At 61.3% G+C, this 19,959-nt stretch carries 16 protein-coding genes and 1 tRNA gene; 10 read left to right on the forward strand and 7 right to left on the reverse strand.

The window, feature by feature from the left end:
• Positions 1-79 precede the first annotated feature (79 nt).
• The 5 genes from PWM43_RS06500 to PWM43_RS06520 all read left to right on the forward strand — a co-directional run bounded on the left by PWM43_RS06500 (position 80) and on the right by PWM43_RS06520 (position 4,500).
• Positions 80-1,321, forward strand: coding sequence for an MFS transporter (locus tag PWM43_RS06500; RefSeq protein WP_289841776.1), 1,242 nt, complete (start codon positions 80-82; stop codon positions 1,319-1,321).
• On the forward strand, positions 1,318-1,740 hold the full coding sequence (locus tag PWM43_RS06505; RefSeq protein ID WP_289841777.1) for a hypothetical protein: 423 nt from the start codon (positions 1,318-1,320) through the stop codon (positions 1,738-1,740). The genes PWM43_RS06500 and PWM43_RS06505 overlap by 4 nt, the downstream gene beginning before the upstream one ends.
• A gap of 77 nt (positions 1,741-1,817) precedes the next feature.
• Complete coding sequence (locus tag PWM43_RS06510) at positions 1,818-2,645, forward strand: TerB family tellurite resistance protein (RefSeq protein WP_289841778.1); 828 nt, start codon at positions 1,818-1,820, stop codon at positions 2,643-2,645.
• Positions 2,646-3,001: 356 nt separating this feature from the next.
• The gene (locus PWM43_RS06515) at positions 3,002-3,859 is read left to right on the forward strand and encodes an MlaA family lipoprotein (protein WP_289841779.1); all 858 of its coding nucleotides are present in this window, start codon (positions 3,002-3,004) and stop codon (positions 3,857-3,859) included.
• 11 nt (positions 3,860-3,870) lie between these two features.
• Positions 3,871-4,500 carry an MlaC/ttg2D family ABC transporter substrate-binding protein gene (locus PWM43_RS06520; protein WP_289841780.1) on the forward strand — a complete coding sequence of 210 codons (630 nt, stop codon included), beginning with the start codon at positions 3,871-3,873 and terminating at the stop codon, positions 4,498-4,500.
• Positions 4,501-4,548: 48 nt separating this feature from the next.
• On the opposite strand, the gene PWM43_RS06525 is transcribed toward PWM43_RS06520, so the two are convergent.
• From PWM43_RS06525 to PWM43_RS06535, 3 genes are all read right to left on the reverse strand, one after another.
• The gene (locus PWM43_RS06525; protein ID WP_289841781.1) at positions 4,549-5,055 is read right to left on the reverse strand and encodes a GNAT family N-acetyltransferase; all 507 of its coding nucleotides are present in this window, start codon (positions 5,053-5,055) and stop codon (positions 4,549-4,551) included.
• A gap of 15 nt (positions 5,056-5,070) precedes the next feature.
• A complete protein-coding gene (ettA, locus tag PWM43_RS06530) occupies positions 5,071-6,750 on the reverse strand; it encodes an energy-dependent translational throttle protein EttA (protein WP_289841782.1) in 1,680 nt (559 codons plus the stop codon).
• Between the two features lie 66 nt (positions 6,751-6,816).
• A tRNA-Ile gene (locus PWM43_RS06535) sits at positions 6,817-6,890 on the reverse strand.
• Between the two features lie 172 nt (positions 6,891-7,062).
• On the opposite strand from PWM43_RS06535, the gene PWM43_RS06540 reads away from it, so the two are divergent.
• From PWM43_RS06540 to PWM43_RS06560, 5 genes are all read left to right on the forward strand, one after another.
• The gene (locus PWM43_RS06540; RefSeq protein ID WP_289841783.1) at positions 7,063-9,237 is read left to right on the forward strand and encodes an FUSC family protein; all 2,175 of its coding nucleotides are present in this window, start codon (positions 7,063-7,065) and stop codon (positions 9,235-9,237) included.
• Positions 9,238-9,407: 170 nt separating this feature from the next.
• Positions 9,408-9,791, forward strand: coding sequence for an alcohol dehydrogenase (locus tag PWM43_RS06545; protein WP_289841784.1), 384 nt, complete (start codon positions 9,408-9,410; stop codon positions 9,789-9,791).
• A gap of 119 nt (positions 9,792-9,910) precedes the next feature.
• Positions 9,911-10,195: a SelT/SelW/SelH family protein gene (locus PWM43_RS06550; protein WP_289841785.1), complete on the forward strand. Its 285-nt coding sequence runs from the start codon at positions 9,911-9,913 to the stop codon at positions 10,193-10,195.
• Positions 10,196-10,301: 106 nt separating this feature from the next.
• A complete protein-coding gene (gene ppa / locus PWM43_RS06555; RefSeq protein WP_289841786.1) occupies positions 10,302-10,823 on the forward strand; it encodes an inorganic diphosphatase in 522 nt (173 codons plus the stop codon).
• A 217-nt stretch (positions 10,824-11,040) separates the two neighbouring features.
• Positions 11,041-12,513 carry a carbohydrate porin gene (locus PWM43_RS06560; RefSeq protein WP_289841787.1) on the forward strand — a complete coding sequence of 491 codons (1,473 nt, stop codon included), beginning with the start codon at positions 11,041-11,043 and terminating at the stop codon, positions 12,511-12,513.
• Positions 12,514-12,646: 133 nt separating this feature from the next.
• On the opposite strand, the gene PWM43_RS06565 is transcribed toward PWM43_RS06560, so the two are convergent.
• From PWM43_RS06565 to PWM43_RS06580, 4 genes are all read right to left on the reverse strand, one after another.
• On the reverse strand, positions 12,647-13,867 hold the full coding sequence (locus PWM43_RS06565) for a glycosyltransferase family 4 protein (protein ID WP_289841788.1): 1,221 nt from the start codon (positions 13,865-13,867) through the stop codon (positions 12,647-12,649).
• Between the two features lie 176 nt (positions 13,868-14,043).
• On the reverse strand, positions 14,044-15,099 hold the full coding sequence (locus PWM43_RS06570) for a hypothetical protein (protein WP_289841789.1): 1,056 nt from the start codon (positions 15,097-15,099) through the stop codon (positions 14,044-14,046).
• A 127-nt stretch (positions 15,100-15,226) separates the two neighbouring features.
• Positions 15,227-18,184 carry a glycosyltransferase gene (locus PWM43_RS06575; protein ID WP_289841790.1) on the reverse strand — a complete coding sequence of 986 codons (2,958 nt, stop codon included), beginning with the start codon at positions 18,182-18,184 and terminating at the stop codon, positions 15,227-15,229.
• The gene (locus tag PWM43_RS06580; RefSeq protein ID WP_289841791.1) at positions 18,174-19,943 is read right to left on the reverse strand and encodes a tetratricopeptide repeat protein; all 1,770 of its coding nucleotides are present in this window, start codon (positions 19,941-19,943) and stop codon (positions 18,174-18,176) included. The genes PWM43_RS06575 and PWM43_RS06580 overlap by 11 nt, the downstream gene beginning before the upstream one ends.
• Positions 19,944-19,959: the final 16 nt, after the last annotated feature.

Raw genomic sequence — 19,959 nt, forward strand, 5'->3', positions numbered from 1 at the left:
CTCCCGCAAGGCTGGTCCTTGGCCGGCGCTGCCGTCATGATGCGCAGGCCCTTGCTTCTTTCATCAGGATCGGACCGACTTGCGCGCCGCCGCCCAGCCCTATCGCTACGTCATCTATGTTCTGACCGTACTCATGAGCGTGATCTGCTACGCGGACCGCGCCGCGCTGTCCGCGGGCATGCCCGTGATCGCCGGGATCTTCCATCTGACGCCACGAGGCATCGGCTGGGTCCTGTCGAGCTTCCTGTGGTCCTATTTCATTCTCAACCTGCCCGGAGCGATGCTCCTCGACCGGTTCGGGGCGCGAAGGATCGGGGCGCTCGCCGTCTCGTTCTGGTCGCTCGCCATGATGCTCGGCGGTCTTGCGACCTCCCTGCCCGCCTTCATCGTCACGCGCGTCATGCTCGGCGCCGGTGAAGCGCCAACCTTTCCCATGGGCAACAAGGTGGCCCGCGCCTGGGCGCCGGATTCCGAACGCGGCGTCATGCTGACCGCCCTGATCTGCGGTCTTCCGATCGGTCTGGCCGCGGGATCGGCGGCTGGCGTGTGGCTCATCGCCCATTACGGCTGGCGCAGCGCCTTCGTCATTCTCGGGGCGGTCGGAATGGTCTGGGCCGCGGCGTGGTGGCGGCTGTATCCGAAAAGCGAGACCGCTCCGGGCGGCACGACGCGCCGGGTTCTTTCCCTGTCGCGCATTTTCGGCGCCCGCGCGTTCTGGGGCATTGTCATCGGGCAATGCTGCGCCAATTTCGCGAATTTCCTCCTGATGTCGTGGCTGCCGCTGATCCTCAAGACGCTCCTTGGGCTTGGCATGGTGGAAGCCGGGATGTGGACGGCGGTCTGCTATCTCCTCTCCGCCGCGCTGGGCCTGATCCTCGGACGAGTGGGAGAGACGTTCATGCGCGGCCGCGACCTGCGGCATGGCGCGCGCCGGGTCGTGGTGGGTTCCTATTTCCTGCTTTCAGGCAGCATGGGCCTGCTGCCTTTCTGTTCCGGCAAGCTGACCGTGATCCCGGTCGTCGCCGTGGCGCTGGCGTTTCTCATGGCCGGGATCGGCGCGAACATGGCGCTGCTGTCCGATCTCATCGTGGAAACCGAACTCGTGGCTTCGACCACCGGATTGTCGTTCACATTCAGCAACGGCGCCGGTATCGCCGCTCCGGTCGTCGCCGGATATGTGTTGCAGGCCAGCGGCAATTTCGATGCCGTTTTTTTCCTGACGGTCGTCATCCTCGTCTGCGGGGTCGCGGCCATCCTGATACTGCCGACGCGCGCCTTTCACGCCCAGCGGGCCACCCCTGAAGGAGAGGTCTTTTCATGAGAATATTGTTTCACTTCATGGGTGGCCTGATCACTTGCGCGCTATGCGCAGGCGTTCCCTCCGCCCTCGCCGCGCCGCCCCTGCCGGCACCGGCGATGAAGCTGACGGTTCCCGCAGGGTCGGGAGAAGTGCATGAAGATGGCCGGGTTTCCCCGCAGGAAATCCGACGCTACCGATTTGACCTGAAAAGCGGGCGGGAACTGCATCTACGTCTGCTGTCCTCCGATACCCGCCCCGTTTTTCAGCTTCTCGGTCCCGATGGCGTGCCGATCTATGACAGTCATTCCGGAGCGTCCGGCCCGGAATATGACGGCCTCACCGACGCGTCCGGCACATACGAGATCCGCGTCTTTCTCCTCCGCGCCCAGACGGCACAATCGGCCCCCGCCCCGTTCACGCTCTCTCTGATGCTCGACTGATCCGACGCTCGACCGACCTTTTCCGGGTTCCATCACACAAGTTTGCGAGGGCGGTCCCGGAGTGCTAGGCAGGTTTCATGGCGATCTGGGGCAAATTGTTCGGCGGCGTCGCAGGCTTTGCCGTCGGCGGCCCTTTCGGCGCATTGATGGGCGCCGCACTCGGCCACGCGGCCGATAGCGGCACCCTGCTCGAAACCCCGGCCGGCGGCTGGAACGATCACTGGCGCACCCGGGGCAAACCGGACCCTACGGGCGCCGCCTTCATGGCGACCGCCAAATTTTCGGCGGCGATGGGCAGAACCGAGCAGCTCTATGCCATCGGACTGGTCGCCCTGTCGGCCAAGATGGCCAAGATCGACGGTCCGGTGAACCGGCATGAAATCGATGCTTTCAAGCAGTGCTTTCGTTTCCCCGCTGAAAACGGACGTGAAGTCGGCATGCTCTTCGACCGCGCGCGTGACCGCACGGACGACTACGAAATGTATGCGCGCGAAATGGGGCGGGCGTTCGAAAACGATCGGGCGCCGCTCGAAGAGCTTTTGCGGGCGCTGTTCATCATAGCCCGGTCGGATCTTGCTCCCGAGGCACCCCTCGACCCCCGCGAAGCGCAGTTCCTCAAGCGGGTTCACCGCCATTTCGGTCTTCCTCCCGGCGCGTGGGATCGCGCGGAAAGCGGGCAGAGCCGACCTGATACCAGTGAAGCGGACGCTTACGAAACACTGGGAATATCCCGCGACGCAACGGACGAGGAGATCCATGTTCGCTGGCGCATGCTCGTGCGGGAGTATCACCCCGATGTGTTGAGCCGGAAAAATCTCGGGCCAGCCGAAATGACGCAGGCCCAGGATCGTATCGCCCGGATCAACGCGGCCTGGGACCGGCTCAAGCGGGATCGCCGGATCTGAGCCTGTGGAGGGCACGGGTCCGTCGTTCATGAAGGCGCACGAGGTGTTGATTTCATGCCACAGGTGTTCGGAAAAACCACCCTTGTCATGGGCCCGAGATACTTTCGGGCAATCGGGAAGAGGCGCAATATCGTTACTTCCAGACGGGGCAGCCCGCTCGTCAGGTCTGGCGCTCGCGCGATGACATGGTAGAGAAAGAACAACGAACGTCGTTTTCCGCCTTCGGGCTTATGAAAGCGTCGATACACTTAGTTTGAATAAGCGTGCGCGAGGTTCTCGCATGCGATGACGTCGCACCGGATGCGGGTTTCCTCGGCAGGAAATGACCGCATGACCGGCGCGATTTGGGGACAACGATGCACGCAGGGTTGGACGGACTTCTTTTTCCACACGCGGAACCGCGTCAGGATCGGGCGGATCGGAAAGCTTCTGCGTCGACGCGGAAGAAAAAACTCGCACGCGTGGGCGCGGGGGTTCTGGCCATGCTCGGGCTTTCCGCCTGCGCCAGCCTGAAAAACCCGCCGCCGAAGGATCCCGAAGCGCTGGCTGAATACAAGGAAGCCAACGATCCTTATGAGCCGCTGAACCGCAAGATGTTCGATCTCCAGATGTGGGCGTATCACAACGCGCTTCGTCCGGTGGCCAAGGGCTGGGCCTGGGCCGTGCCGAAATTCGCGCGCGATTCGATCGATAATCTGAATCAGACATGGAACGAACCGGTGGCGTTCTTCTCCGACGTCGGCGCGGGCAAGCCGCGCCGCGCCGGCGATTCCTTCGTGCGCTTCGTGGTCAACATGACCGCCGGTCTGGGCGGCTTCATCGACGTCGCCACGAAAATCGGCTATCCCGAGCGCGACGCGGACCCGGGCATGGTGCTGGCCATGTGGGGTGTACCCAGCGGGCCTTACCTCTTTGTCCCTGGAATGGGGCCGAACACGTTGCGCGATGCCGCAGCCAACGGGGCGATCAGCATAGGGCTTTCGCCGATCAATTACGTGCCGCGCGGTTACGGACTTCTGACGTTCAACTGGGCGTACAACATCGCAGGACGGCTTGATGGCTTCGCCAATGCCACGGATGCGATCGACAACGTGGAACGCGACTCACTCGACCCCTATTCCTTCATCCGGAGCGCATGGCAGCAGCAGCATGCGAGCCAAGTCGAAGCCTTCCGGAATGATAACCGTCATACCGTACCCGACTGGTACAACTGAGGATTCCCCTGATGAAGACCTCCGCGTTTTCCCTGACCCGCCGTCACCTGACCGGTACGGCGGCCGCCCTGACAGCGGTCGTGCTGGGAACCTTCGGCCTCGCCGCTCCCGCTCGCGCCAGCGACGCGACGACTTTCGTCAAGACGTTCGGTGGCGAGCTCGTCGCGATCATCAACAGCAATGCGTCGCTCGACGAAAAGAAGCAGAAGGTCCTTCCGCTTCTCCAGCAGAATGTCGACATCCCCGAGATCGCCAAATTCTGCCTTGGTCGCTATTGGCGGACCGCGACGCCCGCCCAGCAGAAGCATTACGTCGAGCTGTTCGACCATGTCCTGGTCAATGCCGTTACCGACAGGATCGGTGATTATCGCGGCGTGACCTTCGCCGTCACGACGAGCAGCCCCGCCCCGGAGGGCGGCGAACTGGTGAGCGCGAAGATCGATCGTCCGGGACAGCCCGAAGCGGACATGCAGCTCCTGATCGCCAATCATGGTGGCCCGAAAGTGGTCGACATGGTGGGCGAAGGCGCAAGCCTGCGCCTCACCCAGCGTCAGGACTACGCATCATATCTTTCCCGTCATGGCGGGGATGTGGATACCCTGAACAGCGCGCTGGAGCGTCAGCTCGCCAATCACCACTAAGCAAGTGTCATCGATGCGGGCATTTGATGCCCGCATCGCTTTTTACATTCATCCGCCGGGCAGGCTGATTTCGTAGACAAGCATCGTGTAGCCATCACGCTCGAACGTGTCGCTCTGATGCATACCGATGCTTCCCAGCACGATCCGGGAGGCAAGATTGTCCTCCCGCGCGACGGCCATCACGCGAGATACGCCACGATCCAGAACGAAGCGCAGGGCGGCGCCCGCCGCTTCGCGGGCGATGCCCCGTCCGGCTGCTTCAGGTCTCAGCGCAAAACGCAGCCCGAGGCCACGCCCATCCGGACGTTCATGAACACCGGTCATGCCGACGAAGATGCCCTTTTCCCGAATGGCGAAGATGCCCAGGCCGGTTCTCGCCCAGAAGGCGACGTCTTCGGCCATGTCGGCTTCGCTCTGCACCCTGGAGCGAACGCCGCCGAGCATGCGACCAAAAGATGCGGCATTCCCTTTGAGGCGGGCCATGTCGTCCATGTCCCGCCAACTGACCGCGTCCAGAACCAGACGCGGGGTCCGGATCTGACGACCTGGCCCCACCAGTCCGGCTTGCGATCAGCGAGCCAGAGGGCGGTATTTGATACGGCTCGGTTCGGTCGAGTCGGGTCCGAGACGACGACGCTTGTCTTCCTCGTAATCCTGGAAGTTGCCTTCGAACCATTCCACATGGGAATCGCCTTCGAAAGCGAGAATATGCGTCGCCAGACGATCCAGGAACCAGCGATCATGCGAGATGATCACGGCGCAACCGGCATATTCGGCCAACGCCTCTTCCAGCGCGCGCAGCGTATCGACATCGAGATCGTTGGTCGGTTCGTCGAGCAGGATGACGTTGCTGTCTTTCTTGAGCATCTTCGCGAGGTGAACGCGGTTACGCTCACCGCCCGACAGGATGCCCACGCGCTTCTGCTGGTCCGACCCTTTGAAATTGAAGGCGCCGACATAAGCGCGTGACGGTACGGCGCGCTTGCCGAGATAGATCACGTCCGTCCCGCCCGAGATTTCTTCCCAGACCGTGTTGTTGTCGTCGAGACTGTCGCGGGACTGATCCACATAACCGAGCTTGACCGTCTCGCCGACGACGAGCGTGCCCGCATCGGGGGTTTCCTGATCGGTGATCATCCTGAACAGCGTGGATTTACCCGCGCCGTTCGGCCCGATCACACCCACGATCCCGCCGGGCGGCAGCTTGAAGCTGAGATCATTGATCAGGAGACGGCCATTGAAACCCTTGGACAGGTTTTCGGCCTCGATGACGGTACCACCGAGACGCGGACCCGGCGTAATGACGATCTCGGCCGCGCCCGAGACACGATCGGCGCTGGCCGCCAGCATCTCTTCATATTTCGTGATACGCGCCTTGCTCTTGGCCTGCCGGGCCTTGGGCGAGGAGGCGATCCACTCCTGCTCGGCGGCAAGCGCACGCTGGCGCGAGCTTTCTTCCTTTTCTTCCTGGGATAGACGCTTGCGCTTCTGGTCGAGCCAGGAGGAGTAGTTGCCCTGGAACGGATAGCCCCGCCCGCGCTCGATTTCGAGAATCCAGTTCGTGACGTTGTCGAGGAAGTAACGGTCATGGGTAATGACCATCACGGTGCCCTCGTAATCGCGCAACGTGCGCTCGAGCCACGCGACGCTCTCGGCGTCGAGATGGTTGGTCGGTTCGTCCAGCAGCAGAATATCAGGCTTCTCCAGCAGGAGGCGGCACAGCGCGACGCGGCGACGCTCACCTCCCGAGAGGCTGCCAACGGGCGAATCCGCAGGCGGGCAGCGGAGAGCCTCAAGCGCGATTTCGAGCTTGCGGTCGAGTTCCCACCCGTCGCCCGCGTCGATCGTCTCCTGCAACTCGGCCTGTTCGGCGAGGAGCGCCGTCATTTCGTCGTCCGACATCGGCTCGGCGAATTTCATGGAGATTTCGTTGAAGCGGTCCACGGCATGTTTCAGCGCGCCGAAACCCAGCGCCACATTTTCTCCAACGCTCAGCGAATCGTCGAGTTTGGGTTCCTGTTCGAGATAGCCGACCTTGACGCCTTCAGCCGCCCAGGCTTCACCGCCATACTCCTTGTCAATTCCCGCCATGATCTTGAGCAGCGTGGACTTACCGGCGCCGTTGACGCCCAGCACGCCGATCTTCACCCCGGGAAGAAAGGACAGGGTGATGCCCTTGAACACTTCCCGGCCGCCCGGATAGGCCTTGGTCAGGTCTTTCATGACATAGACGTATTGATATGGCGCCATGAACAGACTCCTGACTCGACTGGGGGTGACAAAAGAGGGGTGTTCTGGGTGGAAAAACCCGGAACCTGCGCCCGGCAGGACTCGAACCCGCAACCAAGCCGTTATGAGCGGCCTGCTCTAACCAATTGAGCTACAGGCGCGCAGGTCTGGACGGAATCGCCTACCTCGCCACGTTTTGCAAGAGCGTAACATGACAAATCATACCGGGCGCGACTAGGTTGGCGCAATTTCGTGCCGGCGGCGCCTAGCCCCGCCCTGTCGGCATCCGCATCGACACGCGGAACAGAATCGCTTTCGGGGGCGGGAGACGTGATGAGCCACGCCCAGGGAACACCGCGCCGCAACGTCCTTCTGGATGCCCTGGCACCATACTGGCAGAAGCTCCGCTGGCTCTATGCGCCCGATCCCGTCATGGCTGGCTATGCGCTGCGCACCACGTTCTCCTCGCTTCTGGCGCTCGGCATCGCGCTCAAGATGGAACTCGGCAGCCCTCAATGGGCGGCCCTGACGGTCTGGATGGTGGCCCAGGGCACGCGCGGGCGCAGCCTCGCCAAAGCCCGCTGGCATCTGTTCGGCATGGTGCTGGGCGTCATCTGCGCCATAGCACTCGTGGCGAGCTGCCCTCAGCAGCCGCTCATGTTCATCGTGCTTCTGGCGCTGGGCATCGGTTCGTTCTGCATGATCGGCACATTCCTGCCCGGCCCGGCCACCATGACGAATTACCGTATCCACGGCATGCGCGCGACCGGGTTCACATACGCCATCATTTCACTCGATGGCATCACCGATCCCAGCCACATCTTCGATACGGCCGCCGCCCGCGCCACCTATATCGTTCTGGGCATCGTGATCGAAGCGTCCGTCTCGGCTCTGTTCCAGCTCGGACTGGCCAGCCGGACGCGACGGCAACTGTCGAACAATTTCCGCCAGTCCCTCGAACCGGCCTTGCAGTCGATTTCCAATCTCCTGGCGGGCAAACCGAACGCGATGGACAATGCGCGCTCGCTTTTCGCGAACGTCACCGCCCTCGGCGATCAGGTCGAATTCGCCGAAGTCGAGCTTGGGCACCGCGATCACGCGGGCGACCATGCTCGCGCGGCGCTCGGAGACATCGCCATCCTGCTCGCCCGGGGTCTCGATCTGGCAACGTTGATGCGCCTGCCCATGGCCCAGAACGACGCCTTCCACGCAGAGGCCCAGGCGATCCGCCAGTTCCTCGATTCCCTCTCCTCCCGCCTTGACGATGCCGCCGGAATGAAGGAGCCGCTGGCCGAGCTACGGGAACTGCGCCGCCATTGCCGACGCGTCGTCGTGGAGGCGTTCACGACGTCGAACGACGATTCGGCGGCGCAGGAAGTCACTCTGCGACATGGAATGCTCCAGCAGGCGCTGGTCGAACTCATCGACGCCCTGCGTGTGGCGTTGCAACAGTTCGAAGCCAGTCGCAACCCGCCCAGGCACGACACTTTCCGCGATCCCATCCGCACCTATCGCGACTGGCATCAGGCCCTAGCAAACAGCCTGCGCGCCTCCATGACCGTTCTTGGAGCTGGCCTGATCTGGGTCACGACGTCATGGTCCAGCGGCCTCACCTTCGTGATGTTCGTGGCCATCGTATGCAGCCTGTTTTCCACCCTGGAACGCCCCGCGCTCGCAACCCAGTCCTTCCTCAAGGGCGCCTTTTGCGCCGTCTTTGCCGGAGGCGTGCTGAATCTGTTTCTGCTCGCCGAGCCGACGACCTATGAGGTGATGGCGTTCTGGTTCGGGATCGCGACCCTGCTGGGAGGACTGGCCTTCGCCTATCCGCCGCTGGCGCTGGCCGCCGTTTCCTACAATCTCTTCCTGCCGATCATCGTCGGACCGGATAACCAGGCCCGGACGGACGAAATCACCTATTTCAACACATCCCTCCCCCTGCTTCTCGGCCTCTGCTACGCGGCCTGGATGTTTCGGGTATTCCTGCCCTACGATCCCGCCCATGAACGCTGGACCATGCGCGGCAACATCCTGAGCGAATTGCGACGACTGGCTTCAAGCCGGACTCCGGCGACGATCGACGACATCGTCGCGCGCAATATCGACCGTTTCGTACGCCTGATGAACAACCAGGCATCGACTCCCGCGCCCGTTGTCAGCGCCTATCTCAACGGGATTCTGGCGGCCATGCGTGTCCAGCTCAACCTCCTGCGACTGCGCACGATCCTGTATTCGCAGGCCCTTCAGCCCTCAGCCCATCGGGCCCTGGCCGTGATGATGCGGCGCATGGCGCATTTCAGCGGACGATATGGTGGTCATTATGGGCGGACATTGCGCGCGACCCAGCTTTGCATCGCCATTTTGCGCAAGTCGGAATCCGTCGAAGGCGACCCGCGCCGACGCTTCGTTCTGATTGCGGCGCTCGCGAGTCTGGATGTGATTTCCGTGGAACTTGACACACATCGCGTGTTCTTCGACGCACGCAATCCGTATTACGATCCGTCCACTTAAGAAGCGCCCCGCAGATCACGAGAAAATGTACACGGAAATGTAATGTCGCACCCTGTTTTTTTTGGCACTGAATGCGACAATAATTGCCTGACGTTTGGACAGACCGTGGCGGAGCACTATGCGTCGCCAGGCCACCCGGTCCAGGTAAGGTCATGAAAAAGGACAACAACATGCTCCGTCGTATCGCTCCCGCAGCTGCTCTGGCCCTCGGGCTCGGTCTCGCGGGAGGAATGGCCAGCGCAGCGCCTGCGCCCGCTGACTCGGGATCCGCCTCCTCCAGCCTGACCGGTGCCACGCCCGACAACATTGCCGGACTGCTGAATTACTGCGTCGAGGTCGAATACCTCTCCTATGACGAAGGCAATCCGCCTCTCGACGGTCTGATCGCGAAGTATCACTCCGTGAACCAGACCGGTGGCAGCATGGACTACGCCATCGGAACGGCTGGTTTCATCAACCATGCTTCCGACCGTTTCGATGTGAAGTCACTTCCCGTCGATGGGCGCAAGGCCGTGTGCCAGAGCGCCGTCAAAGCCGCGCAGCCTCTCCTCTGAGCTTCGTCCGAAATTATGATTTTTTGGAAAGGCGGCTCATTTCGGAGCCGCCTTTTTTATGTTGTGACTGTCTCAAAGATGCTTGAGGCGCGCGGCACCAAATGTGATATGAAACAGGAATGTCACAGAAACGCTCCGACATCGTGATCGTCTACTGCACGCAGTGCAACTGGCTGCTGCGCGCGGCGTGGATGGCGCAGGAACTTCTTTCGACTTTCGGGGAAGCGCTCGAAGGCGTGACACTCCGACCGGCGTCGGGTGGCCGATTCGAAATCACGCTTGATGGAGAGGTTCTCTGGGAACGCAAGCGTGACGGCGGTTTTCCGGGGCCCAAGGAACTCAAGCGCCGCGTCCGGGACGTGATCGAGCCGGATCGGGATCTCGGGCATGTGGACCGCGACTGAGCCATGCGTCACGTAACAGACACGCTTTCGTGTCCTTATGCCCTGTGCAGAGTGACGCGCGCCAACTAAAACTGTCCTGTCAATCACGTTGAACAGGATGGCTTTCATGGATATCTCCAAGATCTCGCCCGGCAAGGACGCACCGAACGATATTAACGTCGTGATCGAAATTCCGGCCGGCTCGCAGGTCAAATACGAAGTCGACAAGGAGAGCGGCGCTCTTTTCGTCGATCGTTTCCTGTTCACGCCCATGGCTTATCCGGCGGCTTACGGCTTCATTCCGTCGACGCTCGCCGCCGATGGCGATCCGGCCGATGCGCTGGTTCTGGCTCCCCACGCCGTCGTGCCGGGAGCCGTGATTCGTGCGCGCCCCATCGGTATGCTCCGCATGGAAGACGAAAGCGGCGAAGACGAGAAGATCCTCTGCGTTCCGCACGACAAGGTGCATCCCGAATTCTCCAAAGTCCGGACCTATGCCGATCTTCCGGAAATCACACTGAAAGCGATCGAGCATTTCTTCACGCGTTACAAGGACCTTGAGCCCAACAAATGGGTCAAGGTTTCGGGCTGGGCCGGACCTGACGAGGCCAAAGAAGCAATCCGCGCGGCTCTGGCTGCCGCGAAGTGATTCGCGGGGTGCGGGACGCTCCTGCACCCCATATCCGCGACCAGTGCGATATTTATGATACATATCACTCCCAGGTGATATTAATTTCACACATAGATCTAGGCGCGAACTTAAACATAGGGTAATTTGCCAGCCATGCCTCGGTTAGGAGGAACGCCCGCTCCGGCGTCCCGTCGAGGTACTCGGTCCATTCCTGGCCGACTGACGGATGAAACCAATGTTACGTGCCTGCCTTACGCACATGTCGCTCGGGGCCGTGCTTGTTGCCCTGACGACGCTCGCCTGTTCCTCTTACGCGAATGCCCAGACGGCCACGGCTGGCGGCGCTCCGAACGGAACGGGTCTTTCACCTTCGTTGCGTGTCTCCAACGCCCTAAGCCGCATCGCATTCGACGATGGGACCACTGTTCCCGCGTTGCCGCACCCGGAAGCGATCTGGCCCGATCCACTCGGGGCAAACACGTGGCTGCGCAACCACGGCATCGCCATTCTGCTCGATAACGTCGACGAGTTTGCCGGGGCCATCACATCACCCACGAAAAATCTCGGTCTCAAGCAGGGCTCAAGCTTTGCGGGTCAGTATGGTCTTGAAACGGACATCGACTGGGAAAGACTGGCCGGTCTGACAGGTTTCTCGACCCACACCGTCATGGTCGGTCGTTTCGGCACGCCCGCCAGCCGCATGTTCGGTGACAACCTCAATCCGAGCCAGGAAATTTATGGCGCGGGCGGAAACGTCGTCGTCCATCTCGTTTACGCATTCGGCGAAGAAACATTGCTGGGCGGTCACGTCGATATGGCAGCCGGGCTTATTCCGCTGCTGACGGACTTCTCCGCGAATCCTCTATACTGCAACTTCATGAACAATGCTTTCTGCGGAAACCCGAAAGCATCGTCCGACAATACAACCCATTCCTCTTATCCTGATGCAAGCTGGGCGTTCCGCATCCGCGTGCGGCCGGTCGATCAGGTCTATATTCAGACCGGCGTCTACTTCAACCGCAAGGGCATCTACGGCGTTCAGCAGATGCGCACAGGCTTCAAGCTCAATGGTGCGGATCTCGACGGTCAGACGGCACCGGTCGAAGTGGGTTGGGAGCCGATCTTCGGCAAACACAAGCTGCCGGGTCACTACAAGCTCGGTGGTGCGGTGGATACGGCCGACCACAAGGACCAGTATTACGACGTGGACGACGCTCCCTGGGCGCTCAGCGGGCTCGCCCCGAAAATGCATCATAATTCATGGTCCGCATGGGCTCTCGCCGACCAGATGCTCTGGCGCCATGAGGGAAATGGTCCCGATGCCGGCCTGACAGCCATCGCCGTCTACTACAACAACAGCCCCGTCACCCAGACCCGCGAGCGCCAGTACAGCCTGGGCCTGCTGGATCGTGGCTTCTGGCACTCCCGCGCTCTGGACGCGTTCGGTGCGAACTTCAGCTACGTGCAGGTCTCCAACAAAGTGGCCAGAACTCAGGAACTTCAGCGTGCCCTGGGCATGACGACCCTGCTCGGCGGCTCGTTCTTCCCCCAGACGAGCGGGATGATCTTCGAAGGCATGTATCAGATTCACGTCTGGCGTGGCATGACGTTCCAGCCTGACTTCCAGTACTTCATTCGTCCCGGCGCGCAGCGTGGCCTCAAGGACGCCGCCATGCTCGGCTTCAAGGCACACATCGAACTGTTCTAAAAAACATGTTCTGACCCTGCTCCGCGGAGCAGGGCGGACAACGCGATCAGAAACGGGCGGGCGATACGAAGGAGCAGCGGCTCCACCGTATCGCCCGCTTTTTCATTTCAAAGATGCGACAGGCGAAAAAGCTCTATCCCACGATCCGCTCGATGAGCGCGTCGTAATTGGCGAGATAGTCGTCGAGGCCCAAAGTCGCTTCTGCCTTCCTGCGGGCATTGCGACGCAGACGACGGGCCAGGTTTCTGTCCTCCAGCATTTCCAACACCCCATCCGCGATGCCATCGGGAGAGAGAAATGGGACCAGAAGACCAGTTTCGCGGTCGTCGATGAACTCCTCGACCGGCTCCGTCCGGCTCCCGACGATCGCGCAGCCCGTGGCCATCGCTTCTCGCAGGGACCAGGACGCTACGAAAGGGTAGGTCAAATAGACATGTGCGTCCGAGCGTCGGAGCATCGCACGATAGATATCATACTGGATCTTACCGACGAAATGAACGCGGGACAGATCCAGTCTTCCCTCGAGTTCCTTCAGCATGACCTCTCGCCAACAGCCTCCTGACGGTGGAGCGCCGTAACTGACCTTGTCGCCGCCGACCAGAATGACCTGCGCGTCCGGTCGGGCGTCGAGAATACGCGGGAGAGCACGCATGAACGTGTGAAAGCCGCGATAGGGTTCGAGTCCACGCGAAACATAGGTGATCAGCTTGTCCCGGGGACCAATTCTGACGCCGTTCACGTCCAGCACCCGTCGCGCAGACTGGGCATCCGGGCTGCACTCGGTAAGATTGACGCCCTCTTCAAGCAACGCGATCTTCGGGCGGGCCCATTCGGGATAGGTTCCAAGCTGGAACCGCGTTGGAGTCTGCCCAAAACCATTCAGATTGAGGGCCTGCAAATTCACGGCGTTTTTCAAACGTACTCGCGCCGGCATGGCAGGAGGCACTGGGAATTCGGGATCGAAACCCACGTCAAAGCGATCAGGGTGATAGAAGAACTCGAAATATCCAAGAACCGGCGTGCCCGGGTAAACATCCACGATGTTGAGCAACTCGCCCCATCCGTGATGCCCGATAATGATGTCAGGCGTATATCCAAGCCCGTTTTTCAAAGTTTCTGCTGTCCGTGCGACAGCTTCGGCGCGAAGTATCGCGCCTTCGAACTCGCGGAGAGAAGGGTGCGTCTCCTCGCTCGGGCGTCGCTCCGGCCGATACACCGCGCGCCTCACGCCGTCGAGCGCACCGTTATTGGCTTCCGAAATAAAGACGATTTCATGACCGCCCTGAGCGTGCAAATGCCGCAGGATATGCAAAAACTGGCCGGGAAAATTCTGGTGAACGAAAAGAAATCGCACAGTTTCAGCGCCTGTAGAGATATACTGTAAAATTCCATCCCACTTAGCGGCGCATTTCTAACTTCCCTATTCCACCAGAACAGGATCAGACCGGAATAGTCACGCCAGCGATTGTGAGCCGTATGATCGATTATTTGTCTACCACGTCCAGCTGGAAGACGTGGCAGACAAGAACTTCATTTGACCTTGGGAGACCGCTTGGGAGTCGAAGCCGTTTTCGCGGGCGTGCTTTTCGGCGTTGCGGGCACAGCCTTCTCCTTTGACACCGCAGTCTTGCGAGAGGGAGTCTTCGCGGCCGTCATCGTTGCGATTTCACTCGCGTCTCTCGCAGCTTCCAGAGGCTTTTTACCGTCTTTTGTTTTCGTATGATCCACACCCGTCGCAACCTTGGGACCGGTACCCTTCGGGGTGATCTCAAGAAGGAAAGCTTCGAGCGGCGCCAGACTGTCGGCCTCCAACGCGATGTCTCCCCCAACCGGACCGACGCGCGCACCATCCGTGAAGGTCGCGCTCAGGTGAATATCAAACTTGTCCGCCGCACTGCCTTTCAAGCGAACACGCAGCCCGAGAATAGGGAGAGCCATTCCACGACTTCCGCAATACTGGCCGCCTTCCACCCAAGGTGAAAGCCAGCCTTTCCCGAGAACAGCCTGATATTCGATGTCGGACATATCGATCAGAGAGACAGGCGCGATACCAAATCCTTCAATCCAGGCCTGGCTGCCAGGCACACCCATCCACTCACCGATTTTGGTGCCGACATCTCCGCGACGCTGGACATGAGCGGCAATTTCCGCCTTGCCATTTTTCGGCATCTTCGGCGTGGCACTGTCGATGGCCGTGCTTCCGGTCGCCGCCGGCTGCGCGGCGGCCGCGGGAGCCGTCTGCCCACCAAGCTGCACCACCTGCAGACGCGGTGTCTCCGTCTGTGCTCCTGGCAGGGCGTAAAGCGTCACCATCACATCGGCGGATTTACCGAGAACACGGATGAGGGCGGCACCATCGGTCGCACCGAGCCAGCCATCCGGATTCATGGTCGAGATCGTAACAGCCGTCGCGGGAACATGAGGCGGTCGCGAGATGCGAGCCCCGGGAAATCCGCCCGTGGCGCCGATGGGCTGCCCCGGAGCATAAAATACGCAAAAAAGACCGGGGTTGAGCGTCATCAGATGTGCTTCGGCCTTAAGGTCGACAACACGATGCGGCGCTGGCGTTGTCTCAGGCTGCGACATCAATAGGGCTCCCGTTATTTCCAAACATCAGAATATTCCTCTGTCTCTTCCAAAAGAGACCGCCAAAGAACCCGGCTTACGCGCTTTATCTTAGCGATTCCCGAGGGTCGGTAAACCCGCCAACTCATCATTGTAACCGCAGCAGGACATGGCTCAACGTCTCGATGGGAAGACCCAGCGGCACTGTCCAGCCAAACCCGGTTTGTCGAACGCGCTCGGCCTGCGCCCCAAGATCGAAAACGACGGCAGGAAGTCCGGCGCGCCAGATCACCCCAAGAGTAAAACACCATGTCTCCGGTGTAATGGAAGGTATGAATCCGAAATCGAGATCCGCCTCATGAATCAGGCGTTCGACCTCGTCTTCACGATATTCTCCGGTGACCAGAACCCGTCCGGTACGGAACAGGGCCTCATCGTCAGGCGTATGACCGATCAAAACATAATCCAGCGGAAGATCACGCGCCGCGGCGTCCTCCGCGAGGCCTCGCACCACGTCATAGCCTTTTTCCGCGCCGATACCCCCGACAAAGCCGATCCTGCGCCGCCCGCCGCGCGATCCGAGCCAGTTTGTTCGGCCCTCCCTCATGCGGATCGAACGACCCGAATCGTCCCATCGCCGATCATCTTCCAAGGGCGTGACGACGGCAGCAATATCGGGAAAATGCCTGGCGAGCCTACGACCGGTATCGTGAGAGGGAACACGCACGATACCGGCGTTCCGCAGTTCATATTTCGAACGCAGGACAAGCGCCGACGGCGCGATGTCTTCCCCGAGATAACTTCCATTTTCGGCAACGCAGCGCTCGCACCCTTCGATCGCGGGCTCTCCGCAATAGCGGCGCTCGCCGTTGAGAAGAGAAACGCGTTCGCAGAACCAGACATAATCATGAACGAATATGTCGTAGGGCACGCCCAGCTCCGCGTGCAGACGCCGCATTTGCGGCGCATGTCCGACGAGATGGTGCCATTCGATCGCAAGCACACGCATCCTTCGCAGGATCGCGAGAAAGATCGCCCATTCGTCCGGCAGTCGGAAAACAAGATTTGTAAATACGCCGCCCGCGACGCTCACCCGAACGCCATGCTGGTGCGGTCTCAGCGAGAGGACGAACTGCCCATCCTTTTCAAACGCCGCGCAACGTTCGGACACCACACGCGCCACGCCCCCGCCACTGTCATGCAGGATCATGACACGCGTGTTTTTCGCACCGCGCTTCGTATCGAGACGCGCAATATCCAGCGCCCGTCGGAAAGGAAACAGCGGATCCCTTACGATGAAATCCCGAACCAGTTCATCATAGCCGGGATAAAGGGCATTCAGGATTTCCAGATTCCGGCTCATGAGAGCCTTCCGCGCCGAACCAAACGAAGACGATCCCGAATGCGTCACAAAAACGCGAGGGGCAGCGATATGTCGCCAACCGCATGAAGCCGCGCGCAGGCAGAATTCGTTTTCTTCTCCATAACCCTGCGCGAACAGATCCTCGCGCAACAATCCCGTCTGAGCCAGGCAATCGCCTCGAATAGCCATGCAAAAACCGTTCGCGGTCGGCAAATCGATCATCTCGCCTTCGGGCTGCGCGGCGCAGAAACGGTCGAGTTGCTCGGTCTCCTTCAGATTCGGGATCGGGTTTTTTTCGCTTGCGGACGGATAGGACAGAATACTCGCATCATTTGAAAACGGGGTCGCCGTACCCACATCGGGCGCCCGATCCAGAGCGGCCTGCAATCGCTCCAGCCAGCCCGGGGCCACGATGGTGTCGCTGTTGAGCAACACGACATCGCGACCATCCGCGCGGCGAAGCCCGCTATTGGCGGCACTCGGGAAACCAGCGTTGCGTTCATGCCGACAAAGCGTGATATTTCCCGCGAGAGCCAGCCGGTCCAGATAGTCCACCACGATCGGCTCGGGACTTGCGTCATCCACGACCAGAATCTCCGTGTCCTGACCGGTCGTTCGCAGAACGCTCTCAAGACAGAGGCGAAGACTCTGGAAATCCCGATACACGGGAATGACCACGAGGCAACCTGGCGATCGCCGACGGATATCCGGGGAAACCTTCGACGGCGACGTGACAGGGCGCGGACGCCAGTCCGGCGGAAGCCCATGGGCCGGTGCGCCATTGAGGAGTTGAAGCGTCAGCGGCTCCAGAGGACTGCCGGACAGCTCCCTTCCATACGTATCGAGAACACGTACGATTCCCCTTGGAAGATCTTCTTCTTTCAGGACGATCTGTCTTGGCCGCGCGACGGGCACGTCGTTATCGACCTCGCTGGCGAATGTCGACAGCAGCAGATCTCTGCCTCCATCAGAGCCGAGGATGCGGAGGCGAGGCAGGAATTCGGGCTCAGCGGGGTGCCAGAGCTGCCCCACCCAGGCATTGCCAACCGGCCGAATGAACCCCTCGCTACGGCGAAGCATCGTCAGATCGATGGGACTACCCAGCAAGGGTGTATTGCCGAGCCGGACCTCCAGTCTTTCGGCCCGTATCCATCGGTCCGGAAGCGTAAACGGGAAGCACGGAACGGTGCTCCACCGGCCCCGTCCGTCGAGCCGCCATCGAACCGGCGCCTGAGCGCCGCCCCGCACCTCGCCGGTATTGCTGGCGCCACACCATCCCGCATGATCGAGCATGGAGGCTATTTCCGTGGCCAGGGCCGCCATTTCCGCCGTCGGGGCGAAACCGGAGAGGGCCTCACCGAGTGTCGCGTCGGCTTCGATAAAACGCCTTAGACGGATTAATGCGACCACGCGCAAACAGAGAGCTTCGCGAAAGCGGAATCGGGCCAGGAGCTGATCTGCCGTTGCCAGCAGATCCGCCCAGCGTTCCAGCCCGAGCTGTGCGAGCGCGAGAGAGAAAAGAACGTTTGGATTGTGCCGCGCCATGCGTGCCGCGCGATCGAGCCAGAACGCCGCATCCCTCGTCCGTCCCGACGAGATGGCGGCCTGCCCGCGCGCAAAAGCGTCCTGCGCGCGCGCATCCATCCATTTCTGCCACTCCAGCCGATCCCGTTCGGTAACTTCATGCCCGTAACCGGCAAAAACCGGACGAGGCTTTTCGCTTTTGGAACGCTCAGCGTTCACTGACGGCGAGCCCCTCTCGCTTCTGGCCGAGACGGGCGAGTTCGACGGCGGCGTCCGTCACATTCTGGCTTCTGGCGCGCTCCAGCCACTGGCGACCTTCGTCGATATCCTTCGCGCCCCCGAGGCCGCGCACGAGATAGCGACCAAGCATCAACTGGCCGAACCCCTCGCCATGTTCGGCCGCCTTGCGAAACCATTTCCGTGCTTCCACGCGGTCTTCGGGCACATCGTGGCCGCCTCCATACATGGCGCCCACGGAAAACATGGCGCCCACATTGCCGTGCATGGCGGCGGTCCGGTAAAGTTCCAGGGCGCGGACGTGATCTTTGCCGCCGGGAAGTGTCCCGGCGAGCAGCAATTCAGCCAGATACGTCTGGGCTTCCGTCATGCCCGCTTTGGCCGCCTTCTCCAGCCATTCCCGTCCCTGGACAGGATCGGGCTCGAAACCCCGGCCATTGATCATCATGCGACCAAGCCAGTATTGCGCATTCACAACACCATCCGCCGCACTCTGAAGCCAGCGGGCGGCTTCGCGTTCGTCACGCGGTGTTCCCACCCCTTCGGCCAGACACACACCGAGATTGAACGCCGCCACGAGGTCGCCATTGAGCGCGGCGCGTTCGAAACGGTCCTTGAGAGCCTCTTTATCGCTCTCCACGCCCACACCCGCGAGCGCGAGATTGCCGAGATCGGCGTCAGCCGTCCGGTCTCCATATTCCGCCGAACGCCTGAACCATGCGGCCGCCTCATCCGGGTCACGATGGACGCCCGCCCCCGTCAGATACAGAAGGCCCAAAGCGCGTGCCGACGGACCGTGTTTCTGATCGGCGGCCACGCGATACCATTTGGCGGCCTCAAGATAGTTCGGCGGCATGTCCGCGCCGCGCGCATAGATATCGCCCAGCAGCGCCGCGGCTTCCGCCTGACCGGCCAGCGCGGCGCGGCGCAGCCAGGTTTCGGCCGTCGAAGGGTCGCGCCTGATTCCCAGACCGTTCAGCAGGAGATACCCAAGCCGCGTCTGCGCGCCCGGCACGTGCTTCTCGGCCGCGGCACGATAATAATCCACCGCCGTGGCCACTTGACGTTCGACGCCATCGCCCCGCTCATACATGGACCCCAGCATGTACAGCGCGGTCCCCAGGCCACCTTCGGCGGCTTCTTTCAGATAGCCGGAAGCACGCCGCAGGTCGTCCGCGGACCGCGCATCGCGCAGGACGCTGAGGCCCAGACCGAGATATCCCTGAGCAGAACCGGCTTCCGCCGCACGAGCGTACCATTCATTGGCCACGGGCAGATCGACGAGGTCGGGAGGCCCGTTGGTCAGGATGTAGCCGAGAAGAGCCTGTGCGTCCGGGTCGCCGGCCTCGGCCGCACTGTGAGCCCATTGAGCGGCTTGGTGAAAGTCAGGACTTTTCTCGACCTTTGCCCCACCACGGCGCAGAACGTCTTCTCCACGCCCATAATCCTCGGGCAACCCAAGCGTGTAAAGAAGTCCAAGCGTATAGCGGGCACGCACATGGCCGCTGAGTGCCGCCGCCCGGGTCCAGCGCGCTCCCTCGACCAAGCTCGCGGGCACCCCCAAGCCTTCAAGATACGCGCGCCCGACACGGAACTGGGCTTCCGTCACACCCTCCGCCGCAAGCCGGCTGAGAATGCGCATACCTTCGGTCGGATCCGCTTCCACGTCGAGAAGCGAAATCCCGAGAGCGAGGCGCGCATCTCGAGAAAAGAGGGCGCCCAGTCGGAGTTTCAATGACACCTGATGCTGCCCTTTC

The sequence above is a fragment of the Brytella acorum genome (assembly GCF_029309905.1).
GTDB lineage: Bacteria > Pseudomonadota > Alphaproteobacteria > Acetobacterales > Acetobacteraceae > Brytella > Brytella acorum.